The 17,713-nt window shown below is 68.9% G+C and carries 17 protein-coding genes; 4 read left to right on the forward strand and 13 right to left on the reverse strand.

Features of this window, described 5'->3' with window-relative positions; translation table 11 throughout:
- Window positions 1-152: 152 nt before the first annotated feature.
- On the reverse strand, window positions 153-704 hold the full coding sequence (locus ABZX37_RS12600) for a protoglobin domain-containing protein (RefSeq protein WP_354738846.1): 552 nt from the start codon (window positions 702-704) through the stop codon (window positions 153-155).
- Window positions 705-815: 111 nt separating this feature from the next.
- Between ABZX37_RS12600 and ABZX37_RS12605 the strand changes: the two genes are divergently transcribed.
- The gene (locus ABZX37_RS12605) at window positions 816-2,282 is read left to right on the forward strand and encodes a catalase (protein WP_354738848.1); all 1,467 of its coding nucleotides are present in this window, start codon (window positions 816-818) and stop codon (window positions 2,280-2,282) included.
- A 3-nt stretch (window positions 2,283-2,285) separates the two neighbouring features.
- On the opposite strand, the gene ABZX37_RS12610 is transcribed toward ABZX37_RS12605, so the two are convergent.
- Both ABZX37_RS12610 and ABZX37_RS12615 read right to left on the reverse strand, forming a co-directional pair.
- Window positions 2,286-2,888, reverse strand: coding sequence for a MarR family winged helix-turn-helix transcriptional regulator (locus ABZX37_RS12610; protein ID WP_354738850.1), 603 nt, complete (start codon window positions 2,886-2,888; stop codon window positions 2,286-2,288).
- Window positions 2,889-3,027: 139 nt separating this feature from the next.
- Complete coding sequence (locus tag ABZX37_RS12615) at window positions 3,028-3,639, reverse strand: TetR/AcrR family transcriptional regulator (RefSeq protein WP_354738852.1); 612 nt, start codon at window positions 3,637-3,639, stop codon at window positions 3,028-3,030.
- Between the two features lie 116 nt (window positions 3,640-3,755).
- Here ABZX37_RS12615 and ABZX37_RS12620 point away from each other — a divergent pair, with 116 nt between their 5' ends.
- Entirely contained in the window at window positions 3,756-4,220 is a 465-nt protein-coding gene (locus ABZX37_RS12620; RefSeq protein WP_354738854.1) for a DUF1801 domain-containing protein, read from the forward strand.
- A gap of 272 nt (window positions 4,221-4,492) precedes the next feature.
- Window positions 4,493-5,380, forward strand: coding sequence for a hypothetical protein (locus tag ABZX37_RS12625; RefSeq protein ID WP_354738856.1), 888 nt, complete (start codon window positions 4,493-4,495; stop codon window positions 5,378-5,380).
- Between the two features lie 105 nt (window positions 5,381-5,485).
- On the opposite strand, the gene ABZX37_RS12630 is transcribed toward ABZX37_RS12625, so the two are convergent.
- From ABZX37_RS12630 to ABZX37_RS12660, 7 genes are all read right to left on the reverse strand, one after another.
- A complete protein-coding gene (locus tag ABZX37_RS12630; RefSeq protein ID WP_354738857.1) occupies window positions 5,486-5,854 on the reverse strand; it encodes a helix-turn-helix domain-containing protein in 369 nt (122 codons plus the stop codon).
- 68 nt (window positions 5,855-5,922) lie between these two features.
- Window positions 5,923-6,762, reverse strand: coding sequence for an SDR family oxidoreductase (locus tag ABZX37_RS12635; protein ID WP_354738858.1), 840 nt, complete (start codon window positions 6,760-6,762; stop codon window positions 5,923-5,925).
- On the reverse strand, window positions 6,759-7,691 hold the full coding sequence (locus ABZX37_RS12640) for a patatin-like phospholipase family protein (RefSeq protein ID WP_354738859.1): 933 nt from the start codon (window positions 7,689-7,691) through the stop codon (window positions 6,759-6,761). The genes ABZX37_RS12635 and ABZX37_RS12640 overlap by 4 nt, the downstream gene beginning before the upstream one ends.
- A 69-nt stretch (window positions 7,692-7,760) precedes the next feature.
- Entirely contained in the window at window positions 7,761-9,065 is a 1,305-nt protein-coding gene (locus tag ABZX37_RS12645) for a GGDEF domain-containing protein (RefSeq protein WP_354738860.1), read from the reverse strand.
- Window positions 9,066-9,257: 192 nt separating this feature from the next.
- The gene (locus ABZX37_RS12650; RefSeq protein ID WP_354738861.1) at window positions 9,258-9,569 is read right to left on the reverse strand and encodes a hypothetical protein; all 312 of its coding nucleotides are present in this window, start codon (window positions 9,567-9,569) and stop codon (window positions 9,258-9,260) included.
- A 109-nt stretch (window positions 9,570-9,678) separates the two neighbouring features.
- Window positions 9,679-11,280: a carboxylesterase family protein gene (locus tag ABZX37_RS12655; RefSeq protein WP_354738862.1), complete on the reverse strand. Its 1,602-nt coding sequence runs from the start codon at window positions 11,278-11,280 to the stop codon at window positions 9,679-9,681.
- Window positions 11,281-11,522: 242 nt separating this feature from the next.
- On the reverse strand, window positions 11,523-12,422 hold the full coding sequence (locus ABZX37_RS12660) for a LysR family transcriptional regulator (protein WP_354738864.1): 900 nt from the start codon (window positions 12,420-12,422) through the stop codon (window positions 11,523-11,525).
- A 126-nt stretch (window positions 12,423-12,548) separates the two neighbouring features.
- Between ABZX37_RS12660 and ABZX37_RS12665 the strand changes: the two genes are divergently transcribed.
- Window positions 12,549-13,538, forward strand: coding sequence for an NADP-dependent oxidoreductase (locus ABZX37_RS12665; RefSeq protein WP_354738866.1), 990 nt, complete (start codon window positions 12,549-12,551; stop codon window positions 13,536-13,538).
- 40 nt (window positions 13,539-13,578) lie between these two features.
- Here ABZX37_RS12665 and ABZX37_RS12670 read toward each other — a convergent pair whose 3' ends face one another.
- The 3 genes from ABZX37_RS12670 to ABZX37_RS12680 are packed head-to-tail and all read right to left on the reverse strand — an operon-like array spanning window position 13,579 to window position 17,713.
- Complete coding sequence (locus ABZX37_RS12670; RefSeq protein ID WP_354738868.1) at window positions 13,579-13,983, reverse strand: hypothetical protein; 405 nt, start codon at window positions 13,981-13,983, stop codon at window positions 13,579-13,581.
- A gap of 8 nt (window positions 13,984-13,991) precedes the next feature.
- On the reverse strand, window positions 13,992-17,381 hold the full coding sequence (locus ABZX37_RS12675; protein WP_354738870.1) for a hypothetical protein: 3,390 nt from the start codon (window positions 17,379-17,381) through the stop codon (window positions 13,992-13,994).
- A complete protein-coding gene (locus ABZX37_RS12680) occupies window positions 17,381-17,713 on the reverse strand; it encodes a hypothetical protein (RefSeq protein WP_354738872.1) in 333 nt (110 codons plus the stop codon). The genes ABZX37_RS12675 and ABZX37_RS12680 overlap by 1 nt, the downstream gene beginning before the upstream one ends.

The following is a 17,713-nucleotide window of genomic DNA, read 5'->3' on the forward strand; positions in this document are numbered from 1 at the left end:
GGTGGAGTTGTTTTGCGAGCGCACCGAGGAGTGCGAACCTCAGGTGCAGGTGTCGACCGTGCAGGCGGCCTCGGAGTTTGCCGTCGCGGTCGATGAGTATCGGGGACGGTGTGCCCCGCATTCCGTACCGGCCGAAGGTGATCGGCGTCGGATCACTGCCGCGGTGCGCGTCGAACCCGGCCGGGAACCTGATCTTGTACTCGGACAGGAACGCCTCCAGACCGGCCAGCGTCAGCGGATCGCTGGTGGACCACCGGGTCGTGGTTGAACCAGGCCTGGAACATCGCCTCGTCCTGCTCCTCGCTGTGCCCGCCCGCGGCGAGGAACGGGCGGATCGTGACGCTGATCGGGTAGCTGAACGCGATCAGGTAGCGCAACGGGATGTGCGGCACCGAGTCGGCCTGGTCGACGATCCACTGTCCGAACCGCGACCGCACCCGGCCGAGATAGTCGGCTATCGGCTCGCCGGACGGCGTGGAGAAGTACGCGAGCAGATGCGGATGCGAGCCCACGAAGCCGTACCAGACGTCGAGGACCTGCTCGATCTGTCCATTGAGGACTTCGCCGGCCGTGCGCAACGCGGCCTCGTCGTCCGGTCCGAAAAGGACTGTCGCCTTCAGTTTTTCGAGGTCTTCCGCGGTGACCGGGGACGCCGGGAGCGCGGGATCGTCATGGGTGTAGCCGGGTATGGCGGGAGCGTTCATCTCATGTGCTGCCTTCCTTGGGGCCAAGGCCTTCCTTGTGCCTGCATCGACAGCATGCCACAATATCGCTAGGAGTCCTACCTATCCGTTCTCGAGAGCAAGAGAGAAGCAATGACCTCCGCCGACAACACCGATCCGTTGACCACCGCGGCCGGCGCACCAGTCGCCGACAACCAGAACAGCCTCACCGCGGGTCCGCGCGGTCCCGTGCTGCTCCAAGACCTCTGGCTGCTCGAGAAGCTCGCCCACTTCGACCGCGAGGTGATCCCAGAACGGCGGATGCACGCCAAGGGGTCCGGTGCCTTCGGGAAGTTCACCGTCACGCACGACATCAGCCGGTACACGAAAGCCGCGCTCTTCGGCCAGGTCGGCAACGAGTGCGAGACATTCGTGCGCTTCTCCACGGTCGCCGGGGAACGCGGTGCCGCCGACGCCGAACGCGACATCCGCGGATTCGCCGCACGCTTCTACACCACGCAAGGCAACTGGGACCTGGTCGGCAACAACACCCCGGTCTTCTTCCACCGCGACCCGCTGAAATTCCCCGACCTGAACCGCGCGGTCAAGCGGGACCCGCGGACGAACCTGCGGAATCCCGAGAACAACTGGGGTTTCTGGACGAACCTGCCGGAGTCGCTGCACCAGGTCACCATCGTGATGAGCGACCGCGGCATCCCGAAGACCTACCGGCACATGCACGGCTTCGGTTCGCACACCTTCAGCCTCATCAACGCCGCAGGCGAACGCCACTGGGTGAAATTCCATTTCCGTACCCAGCAAGGGATCGAGAACCTCAGCGACGAGCAGGCCACCGAACTCATCGGCCGGGACCGCGAATCGCACCACCGCGACCTCTACGACGCCGTCGAGCGCGGCGACTATCCTAAGTGGACGCTGTATGTGCAGCTCATGCCGGAGGCGGACGCGGCGACCTACCGGTTCCACCCGTTCGACCTCACCAAGGTGTGGAGCAAGAAGGACTACCCGCTCGTCGAGGTCGGCGAACTCGAACTGAACCGGAATCCGGAGAACTACTTCGCCGACGTCGAGCAGGCCGCGTTCACCCCGGCCAACCTGGTGCCGGGAATCTCGGTCAGCCCGGACAAAATGCTGCAGGGTCGGCTGTTCTCCTACGGCGACGCGACCCGCTACCGGGTCGGCGTGAACCACCACCAGATCCCGGTCAACTATCCGCGCGCAGCCACGCTCGTGAACACCTACCACCGCGACGGAGCCATGCGCGTCGACGGCAACCAGGGCGGCGTCCCGGGCGTCGAGCCGAACAACTTCGGCCGCTGGACGGAACAGCCACAGCACGCCGAGCCCGCGTCCGCCGTCGGAGCGGTTGCCGACCGGTTCGACTACCGCGAGGACGACGACAACTATTTCGAGCAGCCAGGCGACCTGTTCCGACGCATGACTGAGACGCAACAGCAGGCCCTCTTCGACAACACCGCGCGCGCGATCAAGGGTGCGCGAACGGAAACCGTCGAGAAGCACATCGCGAACTGCAGCCGGGCAGACCCCGCTTACGGCGCCGGAGTCCGCAAGGCTTGCGAGGCGATTGGCGCGCTCTGAGCACTACGCCGCTGGCTGATGCTCCGGGCAGTCGGTGCGCAAATCGGTCAGCGGCAACGGTGTCCGCAGCAGCTCGCAATGATGCGGCGCCGACGGGTCAGAGTGCTTGTCGGGACTGAAGAAGCGACAGGTGGTGCACGTACGCGCGACACTCACCACGCCCTGGCGTTGCAGGTCCGCGATGACCTGGAGGAGGGTGTGCAGGGTCGTCGCCCGGTCGCTCGTGGGCAGCTTTCCCAGCGAGGTCACCACCTGCTCGTCCCACGCCGCCAGTTCACGGGCGACCTCCTCGCCTCGGGCGGTCAAGACGAGCCGCCGACGGCGGCCGTCCGGGATCGGGGACCGCGTGAGCAGTTCCTTGCGCTCCAGCGCGCCGACCGCGTCGGACATCGTCGGCGTGGTGACGTCGAACTCCGCGGCGAGCGCGTTCACCTCGCACCGGGCCTCGGGCTGCCGGGACAACGCCAGCACAGCCTGCTGCTGCAACGGCGACAAGCCGTGGCCGCGGGCGCTGCGCTGCGAGAGCGACCGCAGACCGTTTCCGAGCCGTTCGATGGCGTCGGCCACCCTCCGATCCAGGTCGGCCTCGCCGTGCGATCCGGTCATGCGCTCCGCCTTGAAGTTAGGACTCCTTACCGTTTCCATGGTAGACCACGGACACGGCGGACCTCGGCCGATGACGGAACTGGCACGCTCGGTTCGAGGAGAAGCCGTACGGGGTCGCCCGGCATCCAGCGGCTGCAGGTCAGACCGCGGGCCCGCTCGCCCGACCGGCAGTTCCGTACGCGGCCATGAACATGTCCAGCAGCTGGTCGATGGTGCCTTCGTCGACCACGCGGGTCGACAGCAGATGGCGGTAGTACAACGTGCCGCACAGCACCTCGGCCGCGAATTCCAGGTTCGCGTTTTCCACCAGTTCTCCGGTGTGCTGCGCACGGGTGATCCGTTCGAGCGTGCGCCTCTCCACGGTGAGCAGGAATCGTTCGTGCAGGGTCGCTCGCAGGGCGGGATCGGATTGCGCCTCGGCGATCAGCCCCCGGTAGACGGGGCCGACTGGCGGGCCGGAGAGCGCGGGGCCGGAACGCAGGAATTGCTCGCGCAGGTCTGCTCGGACGTCGCCGGTGTCGCGGTAGTCCAGGTCCGTGGTCCATACGCGGCTCAGCGCGTCCAGCAGAAGTGCCGACATGGACGGCCAGCGGCGGTAGATCGTGTGTTTGCCGACTCCGGCCCGGCGGGCGACCGCTTCGATGTTCAAGCCCGCGTAGCCGACCTCCGCGGCCAGGTCGAGGGTCGTTTGAAGCAGTTCGTCGGTGCGGGCGGCGCCTCTGCGTCGCGGTGCGGCGGGCTGGTCGGCCATGTCGTCATCTTATCGGCACGTTGCGTGCCGTTGACAACCAGCGGGGGTCGAGTCCATCATCATTCTCGATCGGCACGGTGCGTGCCGATGCTGAAATTCTCGAAAGGACACCGGCTATGGGCACAACGCATGAGGGCTTCACCGCCGAAGAGCGCGCCGCGATGAAGGACCATGCCAAGGAACTGCGGGCTGCGAGACGCGGCGGTTCGCGGGCGGACAAGGCGGCGCAGGCGGAGCGGGACGTGCTCGCGAAGATCGCCGAGATGCAGCCGTCGGATCGGATCATGGCCGAGCGGGTCCATGCCGTCGTCAAGGCCAGCGCGCCGGTTCTTGAGCCGAAGCTTTGGTACGGGATGCCCGCCTACGCGCTGGACGGCAAGGTGGTCTGCTTCTTCCAGAGCGCGGAGAAGTTCAAGGCGCGCTATGCGACCCTCGGGTTCAGCGACCTGGCCGCGCTGGACGACGGCCCGATGTGGGCGGCGGGCTTCGCGCTGGCCGACGTGACGGCGGAAGCGGAGGCGCGGATCGGTGCGCTGGTGCGGCAGGCGGTGAGCCGGGAAGAGCTAGCGGAATCCGCGTGACTGCCATCGCGGCGCTGTCGTGGGCGGCCTGAAAACCCCTGTGTGGCAATACCTCCCACCTAGTTCCGGCGGCAGGCGAGAGCGCTGCCGGAACAAGGTGTGCGGGCTGACTTCCCGGTTGCTCGTCTGACCGGAGCCGTGCCTTCCCGGTCGTATGCGGCCGTCCGTTCGGGCAGCGTTGCGTGGTGGCGGCCGACCGGCACAACCTCCATGACCGCCTGGCGTCTTCTCGGGCAAAGCTTCACCAATTGCCGCTAGAGGGGACGCCGGAGATGGGATTCACCGCGAAGAAGACGGTCAAGATGGCGATGATCGGCGGGGCGATCGCCGCCACCGCGCTTCTTTCCGCCTGCAGCGGGAACACCGCTGGGAACGGGTCGCCGGTGAACAACGCCGCCGTCCAGCAGTCCGCGCCGGGTGCGGCCACCGGTGGGTCCGGGGGCTCCAGCAAGGCGACCGGCAAGGGCAGCACCGACGAGAACGGCGACGTCAACTGCAGCAAGCTGGAAGGCAAGCAGGTCACCCCGCCCGGCGGTCCGCAGATGGACGTGATCGCCGTGTCCGCGACCAGCGGCACCAACCCGGGCTGCAACGACGCCTTCAAGGTGATCACCGAGTACTACCAGGAGATCCCGGCCAAGGGCGAAGGCCCCGGCCACCGCGTGCTCGACATCTTCGGCCACTGGACCTGCGCCGGATCCGGCGACCAGGCCAACCCCCAGGGCAGCGTCTGCGGCAAGGACGGCCGCACCGACTACACGATCGAGACCCGGCCCTCCGGCAGCGGCAAGGGGACGGCGCCGCAGCCTCGCCGGTTCCCGAACACCACCCAGACCGTGCAGTTCACCGGCTTCGACGCCAGCGTCAACATGGCCACTTTCCAGCTCGTCCGGCCGCAGGGCCAGGGCGAGTACGTGCCGGTCGCGGGCGACACCAAGACCTACCGTCTCCCGCTGGCCGAGCGGGCCATCGTGTGGAGTGCGGCCACGCTGTGCCAGAACGACAACCAGGCCACCGTCGGCGAAGACGGCCTCGGCACCTTCCGCTGCGACGCCGACCAGCTGCGCCGCACCCTCGCCGGCGGAACCCCGGCGCTGGCCCAGATCCTGGTGAGCGGCGACGACCAGATCGCCCAGGTCAAGGAGATCTACCACCCCTGACCCAGCTTCTTCCGACTGTGGGGCGACCGGGAATCTCCGGCCGCCCCACAGTCGCGACTGAGGTGCTGCGATAACCGTTGAGGCGGAACAAGTCTTCGACGAAGCCTAGGACTCCGCTGCGGCCGCGGAGCGAAAATCACCGTGCAGGGTCTGCGAGGGAAGCTCCTCATACGCAGCCCGATAGTGCGCGGTAAAAGCGCTAGGCCGCGTATACCCCCATCGCGCCGCGACCCGCGTGACAGTCGTCTGCCCAGGGACAGCGCGCGACTCCGCTCGCGCGTGGTCGAGGCGGACTCGCCGCAGATAAGCCATCGGCGTGGTTTCGATGAACGCACCAGCGCGGCGCAAGGCCGCGCGCAGATGCTGGGCACCGGCTGCAGCTCTACCGGCTTTTCGGCACCGGCAACCCGGGTGAGGACAGCCGGATCCAGCATGGTGATGCTGTAGCGCGCACGGCAGATCCGGCTGGAGCATTGGCCGCGGACGGCGTCCATCCGACTCCGGCCGGGCACGCGGCGGCTTGGCTGCGCCTGGTCGCCTGACTACCGCCGGGATCCTTGCTGTGCCTCGAGATTCGCCCGGTACTCCGTGCGTTCCGGGCGGTCCGAGTGCAGCGCGCGGTCGTCGCGGACCAGCCGCCGGATGCGGTTGAGGACCGGCTCCGGGGTGATTCCCGCGGCCGCGGCGAGCACGCCGACGTAGCCGGGGACGGCGATTTCGGCGCGGCGGTTGTGCACCGAATCGACGACCGCCCTGGCGACGTCTTCCGGCTGCACCTTCGGAATCGGCCGCATGTCCAGGCCCGAGGCGAGCGCGGTGTCGACGGCTGACGGCAGCACGGCGGTGATGCTGACGCCCGCGTCCGCGAACTCCAGGCGGGTCGCGGCCGTCAGTCCCACGACGGCGAATTTGGTCGCGTTGTAGACGGCCAGCCCCTTGACCGGGAACTTGCCCGCCAGCGAGGCGACGTTGACGACGTGGCCGAAACCGCGTTCGGCCATGCCGGGCAGCGCCAGTTTCAGGCCGTTGAGGACGCCGCCGAGGTTGACGTCGATCTGCAGCCGGTCGGTGGCGTCGGAGAGTTCGAGGAACCCGCCGTTCGGCATGAGGCCGGCGTTGTTCACCAGCACGTGCAACGGTCCGTGGGCCTTCTCGGCCGCGGCGACGAAGGACTCGAACGAGTCGCGGTCGGCGACGTCGAGATGGTGGGCGGTGCCGCCGATCATCTCGGCGGTCTCCTCGGCGGCCGCCTTGTTGAGGTCGCCGATCGCGACGCGGGCTCCCTTGCTGGCGAACAACTTGGCGACCGCGCGGCCGATCCCGGCACCGCCGCCGGTGATCGCGACGGACGCGCCGTCGAGGTTGATTTTGGGGTAGTTCATCGGGTCGCTCCTTGCTCGATGGCGGCGCGGACGCGCGCTGGGGTCAGGGTGCGGCAGGCGCGGAGCACGTCGGCTCGACGGCGCAGGTCCATGAAATTCGGGCCCATGACGTCCAGTTCGGCCTGGCCCGGTTCAATCCGGAGCACCCGGATGCCAGCGGCGCGGAGTTGCTTGACCTCGGCGTCGACGCGTCTTGTCATCGCGTGCCGGGCGAGCCGTTCGACCCGGGCGAAGCCGCGCCCCCGTGCGCCGCCGGAGGTGGACATCGGCGGGATGAGCACGACCTCCTCGACGCCGGTCGGGAGGACGAGATCGGCGGACGTCGGCGAGACAGTGCCGCCGTCGACGTACTTGCGGCCGTTGACGGCGACCGGCGGGAACCATCCCGGAATAGCCCAGGACGCGGCTATGGCGGTGCCGAGATCCGTTCGGTGCGAATTCCCGAACGCGACCCGCTCCCCCGTGCGGATGTCGGCCCCTACGAGCCACGTCCGCGGATGGTCGACCCAGCCGTCGGCGTTGGCCAGCGCGGCGCCGAGATCGCGCAGCCATCCAGCGTCGCCGCGCCCTCTCGGCAGCACTCCGGCGAGCCCGGCCAGCAGGTCGACGCGGCCGCGCAGCGCTGCGGCGGTGAGGCCGAGACCAGGCCAAACCGGTGTCGGCAACGGCGGCAGCATGCCCGGATGCTGGGCGAGGTGGTGCGCGACGCGCTCGTCGGAAGGCTCCCCGCACAGCGCGGCCACGATCTCGCCGACCCCGATGCCCGAGCCGAGCAACGCCGCCATCTCCGCGCCCGCGGACGTGCCGACCAGGACGTCGGCGTCGCGTGCGTCCCAGCCCAGCTGGTCCTCGACCGCGGCGACGGCGGCAGCGGTCCAGGCGAAGCCGAGCGTGCCGCCACACCCGAGTACCAGTGCGCGTTGGGTCATCGGCCACCTCTGCGGAATCATGTGTCAGTGGCGGAACCGTATGTCATTTTTACGGCGAGGGCAATGCGGTCAGCCGAGGTCGGCGCTGCTGACGACCTTGTTGCGGCCGGTGTTCTTCGCGTTGTAGAGCGCTTGGTCGGCCGAGTGGACGAGGTGATCGATGGCGGAACCGGCCTCGGGATAGGTCGCGATGCCGATCGAAGCAGAGAGCCCGTCGATCGTCTTCGTGCCGTTCAGGTCGGGCACCTCTACGGCGAGCCGCTCGATGGCTTCGCGGACGCGCTCGGCGACGACCCCGACAGCTGGCTGACGGGTGTCGGTCAGCAGAACCACGAACTCCTCGCCGCCGAACCGGCCCACGGAGTCGTAGTCGCGCACCGCGCCGGTGATCGCGGTGGCGACGGCGCGCAGGACGGCGTCGCCGCTGAGGTGCCCGTGCTGGTCGTTGATCCGTTTGAAGCGGTCGAGATCCACCATCAGCACGCCGAAACTGGAGCCCGCCCGCTGCGCCCGGTCGAGCTCACGGGCGGCCAGGGTGTGCCAGCCGGTGGTGTTGAAGAGACCGGTCTTCTCGTCGGTGGTCGCGGCGATTTCCAGCTGCTTCACGAGGACCGCACGATGGATGACGAGCAGCGGCGGCAGGATGCAGAGGGCCAGCTCGGCCATCGTCGTCACGGCGAGCGCGGTCAGGATGCCGAGGCAGAGGGTCGCGGCTTCGAGCAGATTGTCGCCCCAGCCGCCGAAAAGGGTGCGCAGCGAGCGGTCCGAGGCGTCGAGCCCGGGGACAGTGATGAGGGCGGCGATGACGAAGTAGGCGGCGGCGGTGAGGGCGAGACTGCCGAAGCCGGTCCAGCCGGCGTGCAGGGCCTCGTCGAGGTTGGGGGTGGCGGTCCGGGCGAAGACAGCGTCGGCGGCTTGGCAGGTGACGATGACCAGTGCGGCATTGAATACGACGCGGAACGCCGAGATACGGCGGGCGCGATAAGGGCTTCGGGTGGCCAGATAGAGGTAGAGGACCGCGACAAGCCCCGTGACAAGGGCCGACGGCAGCACGAGCACCCCGGCGAAGCTCCACACCGAAGTCAGGTTGATGTGCGGGGTGCCGGAGATGAGCCGAAGCCGTTCGACCTCGCGGCCCAGCTCGGCCTGCAGCAGCCCGCATCCGCCCAGCAGGCCGAAGACGAGGAGATCCCGGCCGGAAAAGTGTTCGGTGCAGACGGCGGTCGCGGTCGTGGCCACCGCCGCGGTCTCGATCAAGAGGCAGTAGGCGATCAGACCGGGCCGCTGGGTCCACAGTTTCCACCGCGGAAGCAACACCGCGGCACGGAACGAACGCGCCGGTCTGTCCGCGAGATCGGTGTCAGCCGTACCCACGTCGCCCCCTGCTTGACCAGCGCGTCCCCCGACGGACCATCAACAGTAGTCGGCGGAATTCGCACTGTCAGCAGAGTTCGGAAAACGTTGCAGTGAGCCAATATCGCTACTGTGCCGTCAGGTTTCCCTTGCCGCGACAGCTAATTCAGAGTAGGCCGGGTGCGCCGAACGGATCGGCGCACCCGGCACGGATCACTTCGAGGGCAGCGGCTGCGGCTTGCCGCCGTCGAGGAGGCCGTACGGCAGGATGCTGTCCGGGGTTCCGGTGATCGCACCCGCCGGGTTGTTCATCAGGCCGGCGACGAAATTGGCGCCGGAACCGTTCGGCGAGGGCAGCAGGAAGCCGAGCGTGCCCGCACCACCGGCCAAGCCGCCCACTAGGTCTCCGACACCGCCGAGGCCGCTGTTGGCGCTCGGGCTGTCCACTGGTGCGGCTTGGGCCGTCGCGGTGGACAGGAAGACCAGTGCCAGCCCCAGCCCGAGGCCCCCGAGTGCACGCTTCACGAAACTGCTCCTTTTTCGAAGTGTCGTCCGGTAACGCGACTCAGGGTTGTCCGCGACGGCTGGCGCTGCCACTGGAGACCGGGTAAAGCGCCCGATCGTGCAAGGCTGGTCAGTGCTTGAAGGGGGTCAACGGGTCCCAGAGTTCCGCGCAGTGGTGCTGGCGCGGGATTTCCGTGGTGAGCTGACTGTCCCCGGCGGCGTTGAGCGCTAGTACCACCGGATTGTCCTTTGTGTACGGATCCCATTGCGGAGTCCCGTCCACAGTGGGATTTCCGGTGCGCGCGAACCCGGACCACTGCGTCAAAAGCTGATCGGCGAGCGCCTGCTGATTGGGCGTGAGCTGAACGCCGTTCGGGAACATCAGCAGCCATTCGGCGACGTGATAGGCGCCGTTCGGCTTGGCGGGATCGACGAAGAACTGGGGCGGGATATCGGTGTCGTCGACCTGGTAGGCGAAGACCGGAATGTGCCGCGACAGTCGTTCGTCGTTGATCAGTGCGGGGCAGACCGAGTTGGAGTCGGCGACGGCGGTCCGGTAGGCGAGGAACGGGGCCGGCGTGGGGTAACGCTTCAGCGGATAGGTCTTACGGACCTCGTCGGCGTGCTTTCCGTACTGTTGCTTCATGAATTTGTCGTAATCGGCCGCGGTCTCGGCGAACGGCAGCTGGGTTTCGTCGCGGTCGACGCCGTGCATCAGGCTTACGTGATTGACGTGCCCGGTAGCGAAAGCCTCGGCGGGCGACATCGGCAGCGTCTTGCCGTCGACGATCGGCGCCACCGTTCCGTTGTCTGGATTTCTCCCTTGGCCTGCCTGTTTGAGGACCGCCGCCGCGGGCAGCGCACGCAGACAGGCGGCGGTGGAACAACCCAGCGCTTTGGCGAACCGTTCGCCCTTTTGCTGCGCTTGTTTCTCAGTGGGCAGGTTTGCTTTGCAGTCCTGCGTTTGCCAGATGATGTCGACGCCGAGCAGAGAGTTGTACTCGCCGCTTTGGCTGATCCCGCGTTTGAACAGCCCCGCCGACGTCGGCGAAGCGGTGTGCGCGCAGACGCTCGAGCCGCCCGCGGAGTCGCCGTAGATGGTGACGTTGTGCGGGTCTCCGCCGAACTTCGCGATGTTGCGTTGCACCCAACGGAGCGCTGCTTGCTGGTCTTGGAGGCCGTAGTTTCCCGCGTGCGCACCGAACGATTCATGCGCCAGGAAGCCGAAAATCCCGAGCCGGTAATTGAACTCCACGCTGATGACGTGCCCCGCCGTCACGAGACGGCTCGCGTCCGTCGGCTTCCACAGCAGGAATCCGCCGCCGTGGATCTGCACCATCACCGGAAGCGGACCGGGACCCGCATTGGCCGGCACGCGAACGGTCAGGTTGAGGCAATCCTCGTTAGCCGACCCCGGACCGGTCCCGGGCGGCTGCGGGCACTCGCTGCCCTCCTCGGTCGCGGCGAACGGCTCGGTCCAGTGCGCGGGCCGCTGCGGCGCTGCCCAGCGCAGCTCGCCGACCGGCGGCGCGCCGTAGCGAATCCCTTGCCACGACTTGATCTCCGCGCTCGAGACCCCGCACACCGGGCCGTCGTCGGTCGCCACCGTGGTGCCCGGCGAACACGCCGGCGCACCCGCCTTGGTGGCCAGCGCCGCGGACCCGGCCAACGACATCACCACCCCCACGACGGCCGCCAATACCGCAGCGGATGCCTTTCCGTCGAATCTCATCCGTCCTCCTTCGCTCCCGCCTGGCCGGGGAGGCCGAACGAACGACGAGCAGCAACCACGCACCGAACAGGCGGTTTACCGGCATGGGCTCGACCAATGACCAGCTACGGGCCATTGCCGCGGGCACGAGTCCCGCGTGCCTCCAGTCTGACCGCCGCGCGGGGAGGCACAACCTCCGTTCGGGCGCGCGGGAACTGTCAAATTCCCGGGGACGATGGTCTTTGTCAGGGATCAGCCCGGGTCTAGTGCACGCTTTCCTTGACTGCGTGCACCTCGGCGACCGCCCGCAATTCGCGTACCAATTCGCGTACTGCGAGGGACTGCGCGCCCAGGTAAGTCGCGACGTACCCGATCCGCCGGGTGGGCGGGTCGGTGATCGGGGTGACCGCGACTCCCTGCGGGATGGCGGCGAGGGTCAGCTTCGGCAGGACCGCCATGCCAATCCCTTGCGCCACCATGGAAAGCACCACCCCGTCGTCGGCGACCTCCATTTTCGCCGAAGGCAGCCAATCCTGCCGGGCCCACCAGGACCGGGTGTAGGAGGAACAGTTTTCCGGCCAGTCGAGCAGCGGCAGACCGCGCGGATCGGGCTGGACGGCGGGGTTCACCAGGAAATACGGCTCCCGGAACAATTCTCCGGCGACCAGCCCAACAGGCGGGGTTTCGTCCTCGCCGAGGGTGGCGATGGCGACGTCCGCGCGTCCGTCGGCGACCTCGCCCGCGGTGCCGCGGCCCAGTTCGGGGACGATCAGGACTTGCGGGTTCAGGCCGGAATGCTTGGCAGTCAAGCGTTCCAGCGCCGCGGGCAGGAGATGCGCGGCCGCGCTGCGGAAAGCGGCGATGCGCAGCGGGCCGGTGAGGGTTCCGGCGGCCGCGCCCCGGGCTTCGGCGCGGAGAACGTCGAGTTGGCGCAGGATCAGCCGGGCGTGCACGAGGGCGCGGGACCCGGCGGCGGTCGGGCGGGCGCCGGTCCGGCCGCGGTCGAAGAGGATGGCGCCGACCTTGCGTTCGCAGGTCCGGACGGCGTGCGAGACCGCGGACTGGGTGAGACTCAGTTCGGCGGCCGCGGCGGTGAAGCTGCCGGTGCGCTCCACCGCGAGCAGCAGGCGCAGCTCGCCCGGCGTGAGGTCGACAGCATCCATGTGACCAGCCTAGCCGCGACCATGAGCGAGATTCATGGATTGGCGCGGTCCATCGATCCGGAGGTCTGCCCGTACGGCTTCACCACGCCTAAATTGCTGGTCAGAGCCATTCATTAAGGAGATACCGTGTCCCTGACCGCCGTTCGCCAGGTCCGCCGTCCCGAGGGTGCGCCCAGTGCCGCCGACTTCGAGTTCGTCACCCAGCCGCTGCCGAAGCTCGCGGACGGCCAGGTGCTGGTGGAGAACCGGTACCTGTCCGTCGATCCGTACATGCGCGAGTTCATGGAATGGGGCGGCTGGGAGCTCGGCGCGGGTCTGGAGGGGCGCACGATCGGCGAGGTCGTCGAGTCGAAGGAGCCGACGCTGCCGGTCGGCACGACGGTGTTCCACCGGCACGGCTGGGCGACCCACGCCGTCGTCACCACCGCCGACGTCCGCACGATCACCCCGGCGGACGGCGTTCCGCTGAGCGCCTACCTCGGTGTTCTCGGCGGGACCGGGCTCACCGCGTACGTCGGCCTCACGCGGATCGCCCCAGTGCGCCCGGGCGACGACGTGTTCATCTCGGCGGCAGCCGGTGCGGTGGGGAGCGCGGCCGGGCAGATCGCCCGGCTGCTCGGCGCGGGCCGGATCGTCGGCAGCGCCGGATCCGCGGCGAAGGTCGAGCGGCTGACTCGCGACCTCGGTTTCGACGCCGCCTTCAACTATCACGACGGCCCAGTCACCGACCTGCTCGCGAAAGCGGCTCCGGACGGGATCGACGTGTACTTCGACAACGTCGGCGGCGATCACCTGGCCGCCGCGATCGATGTCCTGCGCGAACGCGGCCGGGTGGCCTGGTGCGGTTCAGTCGCGCAGTACAACAGCCTGCGCACGCCGCCGAGTGCGCCGCACAATTTGTTCGACGTCGTCGGGAAAAGCCTTCGCATCGAAGGGTTTCTGGTGCGAAATCACCTCGACGCGCGCGAGGAGTTCGAGGAATTCCTGATCCCGCACGTCCGCAGCGGGCAGGTGCTCGTGAATGAGACTGTGTCAGAAGGGTTTTCCAGCATCGTGGACGCGTTCATCGGGATGCTGCGCGGGGAGAACGTCGGGAAGATGCTGGTGCGGGCCTGACCGCCGGGAGGGGCCGCGAAGCCCCTCCCGGGTCAGAACCTCAATCGCGCCAACGGTTGTTGAGGAAGGCGTCGTCGTCCTCGTCGTCTTCCACCGGACGCGGGCGACGCGCCGGGCGACGCGGAGCCTCGCTTCGCGGGGCGGGCTGGTTCGGAGTCACCGCGAACGGGGACGCCGAACCGGGCTCGTTGCCGAACTCGTCCGAATCGAACGCCGAGGGCGGCTCGGTGCTCGGCCGGTCCGTGCTCCACCCGGACTTGGTCTTGCGCTTCCCCATCTCCCGCCGGTGCTGGACGTACCGTTCGGCCGCCTGCGCCTGCTTCGTCATGTACTCCTGGGACTGCGCCTTGACCTCCTCGGCCTTCTGCTCGCGCAGCGCCCGGCGGTCAGCCTGCTCGCGGACCAGCGCGTCCAGTTCTGCCTGCATCGCGGCGGTTTCGCTCATGCGTCCTCCTACCTGGTCCGGATGATCGGCGCGTCGTCGTCATCGTCGAGTGAACCAGTGATCCGGCTGGCCGGTTCGACGAGGTTGTCGAAGACCGCGCCCTCCACCCGGTACGCCGCGCGCCGCTCGGTCTCGCCGCCGCCACCACCGCCGCCGTGTCCGCCGCCCATTCCGCCCATGCCGGGCATCCCGCTGCCGCCGGGCTGGCCCGCGCCGCCGGGGTGGTCGCCCGCCGGCTGCGAGAACCCGCCGCCGGTTTGGGTGCCGACGACCGGTGTGCTGTCGACCCCGACCATGGGCCCGCCGTGCAGCGGAGCGCTCGGCGCGCCGGCGGGCACGCCCGGACCGCCGGTGTGCGAGATCTCCGGACCGGGGCCGCCTTCGATCGGGTGGCCCGGCGCCCCGCTCGGGACGCCGTGGTGCAGCGGCTGGGCCGGACCGCCCACGGGGTGTCCCGGGGCGTCCGAACCCGAGGTCCCCGGACCGGGGCCGCCGCCCGCCGGATGCGTCGGGTCGCCTGCCGGGTGCCCGCCGAACGGGTCCCCGGTGTGCGACATCTCCGGCCCCGGACCGCCCTGCAACGGATGCACCGGGTGGCTGCTGCTGGGCGAGGCGCCGCCGTGCCCGTTGCCGTCGGGTCCCTTGTGGTCGCCGCCGTGGTGGCCGGGCGCGTCGTCGCGAGGCTGGCCAGGAACGTCGCCCGCGTGGTGCCGTCCGGTGGTGCCGTCGGGCATTTGCGGGCCGTGGTCGACCTCGTGCACGCCCTGCCTCTTGTCGTCCTCCTCGCCGAGCGTGTAGGTCGTCGGGTTGCCCTTGCCGTCGTCGACCGTGACGACGGTGGGCCCGTTCGGCCCGTCCGGCCGCTCGGCGGTGATCTTCGTGTCGCCGTCGCGGAGGTGGATCTTGCCGTCCGCGCCGGGGTGGTGGACGTCGTCGCCGTGCTGCTGGCCGTCCCCGCCGTCGTGTGCGGACTTGTCGTCGGACCAGTCGATCTTGAAGTCCTTGGCGGGACCGGAACCCTCGCCGATCTTGATGTCCATCTTGCCGTCGTGGTCCGGCTCGGACATCTCGAAGGTCTTGTCGCCTTGCTTGACCTTCAGGACATCCCGGCCGTCGTCGTCCGGTTTGCCGTCGTGGTCTTTGTCCTCGCCGGGCTTGCCGTCGTGACCCTTGCCGTCGTCGTCGGGCTTGCCGTCGTGGTCCTTGTCCTCGCCCGGCTTGCCGTCGTGACCCTTGCCGTCGTCGTCCGGTTTGCCGTCGTGGTCCTTGTCCTCGCCGGGCTTCCCGTCGCCGGGCTTGCCGTCTTCGCCGCCGGGGCCGCCGTCGGCGGGGTCGGTCTTGATCGGCGGGCCGTCGACCGGACCGCCGCCGGGGGAACCGCCGCCACCGCCCTTGTCGCCGGGAGCCTTGTCACCGGGGCTCTTGTCGTCGCCAGGGCCCTTGTCGTCCGGCCCCTTGCCGTCGGGACCCTTGCCGTCGCCGCCGGTCGAACCGGGTTCGCCGCCGCCGGGCCCGCCGAGCGGACCGCCGCCGTGGCTGCCCTGCGAGTCCTTCTTCAGCGCGTCCATCGCGGCCTCGGCCTTTTGCTTGGCCTCGGCCTGGGCCTTCTGCTTGGCCTCTTGTTCGGCCCGCTGCTTGGCCTCTTCGTCGGACTGGGTGTGGTCCTGTCCGCCACTCGAACCGGAACCGCCCGGACCCGAACCGCCGGGGCCGGACCCACCGCTGGAGCCGCCGCCGGGATCGGTCTTGATCGGCGGGCCGTCCGCCGGACCGCCCCCGCCGGTCCCGCCGCCGGGACCGCCACCCGAACCTCCGCCGAGCGGACCGCCGCCAGGCGAATCGGACGGAACGTCGAGGTCGGGAACCTTCCCGCCGCCCCCGCCGGAGCCGCTGCCGGACCCGCCGCCCGAGCCGGACCCGCCGCCGGTGCCGCCTCCCGGACCGCCGCCGATGCCCCCGGGGCCGCCGCCAGTGCCACCGGGGTGGTCACCCTGCGGCGTGTCCGAACCGGACCCGCCGCCGGACCCGCCGCCGTAGCCGCCACCGGTTCCCCCACCGGTACCGCCGCCGTGCCCGTTGCCCTGGCCACCGCCGTTGCCGTTCCCGTTACCGCCGCCGGAACCGTTGCCGTTGCCGCCAGGCCCCTGACCGCCACCGCCAGGACCCCCGCCACCGGGACCGCCAGAACCGCCCGAGCCGCCGGCGCCGCCGTCCTTGGCGCCCTCGAACTTGTTCTTGATCTTGCCCATCTCTTTGTCGAGAGTGTCGTAGGCCTTGTCGACGAGGTCCTTGGCGTCCTTGCAGGCCTTCTCGAAGCCCTTGTAGACGTTGTCCCACATGTCGGGGTTGAACTGGTTCATGATCCACTGCTTGGCGAGGTCCTTGCCGTGGCTCTGGATCTCGTCGTCGTCGCAGCAGCCCTGGTCGTTGAGGGTGTTGACCAGGTTGGTGTTGAAGTTGTAGTCCATCCAGCCGGCGATCTGGGCCAGGTCGTTGACGCTGCCGTGCTCGCCGTTGGCGACCGCGACGACCTTCTGCGCCATCGTGTAGTCGGCCTTGCCGACCTGGTCGCGGTACAGCGCGATGACCTGGTCGGCCTTCCCCTTGCACAGGTCGAACAGCGTCTTCGTGGTGGCCAGCGTCGCTTCGCTGGCGTGGTTGAGTTCGTCGCCGAGCTTCGCGGCCTTCTTCTGGATGCTCTCGTTGTACTTGTCCGACGCCGCGTCGGCTCCGGCTCCGGTCCAGGTCCCGAACAGGGTGCCCAGTTCGGTGCCGGTTTCGGTCAGCGTCGACTTCACGGTTTCCGAGCCGTGCTTGAAGTGCATGGCGTCGTTGACGAAACCCTCGAAGCTGATCCCGCGCTGTTCGTCGAACGGACCGCGGATGTCCTTGTCGAGGTCGAGCTTGCGCGTGTTCCCCTTGCAGTCGTCGGGGATCTTCTCGAGCAGCCCGCCGAAGGTCTCGAACACCCGCAACGCGGCCGCCGCGGGGTCGAAGAGTTCATCGGACGTCTTCGTGCCGGTCGCCGCGGCGTCCTTGCCCTCGCCGGGGGCAGGCGGCTTCTTCTTGCCGAGGTCGTCCTTGCCCTGGTCGACCGCTTTTTTCTTCTCGTCCTGGTTGTAGCTGTTCTGCTGGCCCTTCTGCCGGGCCTCTTCGTAGACCTGCTCGAGCGGCGGAGCGCCGCCCGGCGCCGCGAACGGATTCTTCGGGATGGGGATGAACGTCCGGCCGTACGACTTGATGTACTTCGCGACGTCCTGGCCCTCATCGCCTTGGGGATTCGGGTGCTCGTGCACCCACGCCCGGAGCAGGCCGTCCTTCAGCTCCGGCGGCACCGCCGAGTTGTCGAGCAGCTTCTTGACATCCGGCCACGTCTTCGGCTTGTTTTCGTCCGCCATCAGAGGATCCCGTCGACGCCGTTGCCGGTCTTGGTGATGTTGCCGACCTGGTCGTCCTCGTTCTTGCCGTAGGCGGACCCGGCGGTCTTGATGTTCGTGCCGAACGATTCGAGCGCCTTGCTGTAGCCGGAGAGCGCGCCCCACAGCTGTTTGGTTCCCTCGAGGTACTTGTCGGCGTGCGCCTGGTGCACCCGGCCGAACTTCTCCTTGGTCAGCTCGGAGTGTTCGAGGTCCGGATTGTCGTCAAGCAGCTTCTCCGCCAGGTCGCCGATCTTCGTCGACGCCTTCGACAACGCTTGGGTTGTCGCGGTGTACCCGCCCCCACCGCTCAT

Source organism: Amycolatopsis sp. NPDC004079 (assembly GCF_040610415.1).
Lineage (GTDB): Bacteria > Actinomycetota > Actinomycetes > Mycobacteriales > Pseudonocardiaceae > Amycolatopsis > Amycolatopsis halotolerans.

Excerpts from the sequence above, each read along its gene's own strand:
- ABZX37_RS12600 (WP_354738846.1), bottom strand. The coding sequence starts at position 704 with ATGAACGCTCCCGCCATACCCGGCTACACCCATGACGATCCCGCGCTC.
- ABZX37_RS12605 (WP_354738848.1), top strand. The coding sequence starts at position 816 with ATGACCTCCGCCGACAACACCGATCCGTTGACCACCGCGGCCGGCGCA.
- ABZX37_RS12610 (WP_354738850.1), bottom strand. The coding sequence starts at position 2,888 with ATGACCGGATCGCACGGCGAGGCCGACCTGGATCGGAGGGTGGCCGAC.
- ABZX37_RS12615 (WP_354738852.1), bottom strand. The coding sequence starts at position 3,639 with ATGGCCGACCAGCCCGCCGCACCGCGACGCAGAGGCGCCGCCCGCACC.
- ABZX37_RS12620 (WP_354738854.1), top strand. The coding sequence starts at position 3,756 with ATGGGCACAACGCATGAGGGCTTCACCGCCGAAGAGCGCGCCGCGATG.
- ABZX37_RS12625 (WP_354738856.1), top strand. The coding sequence starts at position 4,493 with ATGGGATTCACCGCGAAGAAGACGGTCAAGATGGCGATGATCGGCGGG.
- ABZX37_RS12630 (WP_354738857.1), bottom strand. The coding sequence starts at position 5,854 with ATGCTCCAGCCGGATCTGCCGTGCGCGCTACAGCATCACCATGCTGGA.
- ABZX37_RS12635 (WP_354738858.1), bottom strand. The coding sequence starts at position 6,762 with ATGAACTACCCCAAAATCAACCTCGACGGCGCGTCCGTCGCGATCACC.
- ABZX37_RS12640 (WP_354738859.1), bottom strand. The coding sequence starts at position 7,691 with ATGACCCAACGCGCACTGGTACTCGGGTGTGGCGGCACGCTCGGCTTC.
- ABZX37_RS12655 (WP_354738862.1), bottom strand. The coding sequence starts at position 11,280 with ATGAGATTCGACGGAAAGGCATCCGCTGCGGTATTGGCGGCCGTCGTG.
- ABZX37_RS12660 (WP_354738864.1), bottom strand. The coding sequence starts at position 12,422 with ATGGATGCTGTCGACCTCACGCCGGGCGAGCTGCGCCTGCTGCTCGCG.
- ABZX37_RS12670 (WP_354738868.1), bottom strand. The coding sequence starts at position 13,983 with ATGAGCGAAACCGCCGCGATGCAGGCAGAACTGGACGCGCTGGTCCGC.
- ABZX37_RS12675 (WP_354738870.1), bottom strand. The coding sequence starts at position 17,381 with ATGGCGGACGAAAACAAGCCGAAGACGTGGCCGGATGTCAAGAAGCTG.
- ABZX37_RS12680 (WP_354738872.1), bottom strand. The coding sequence starts at position 17,713 with ATGAGCGGTGGGGGCGGGTACACCGCGACAACCCAAGCGTTGTCGAAG.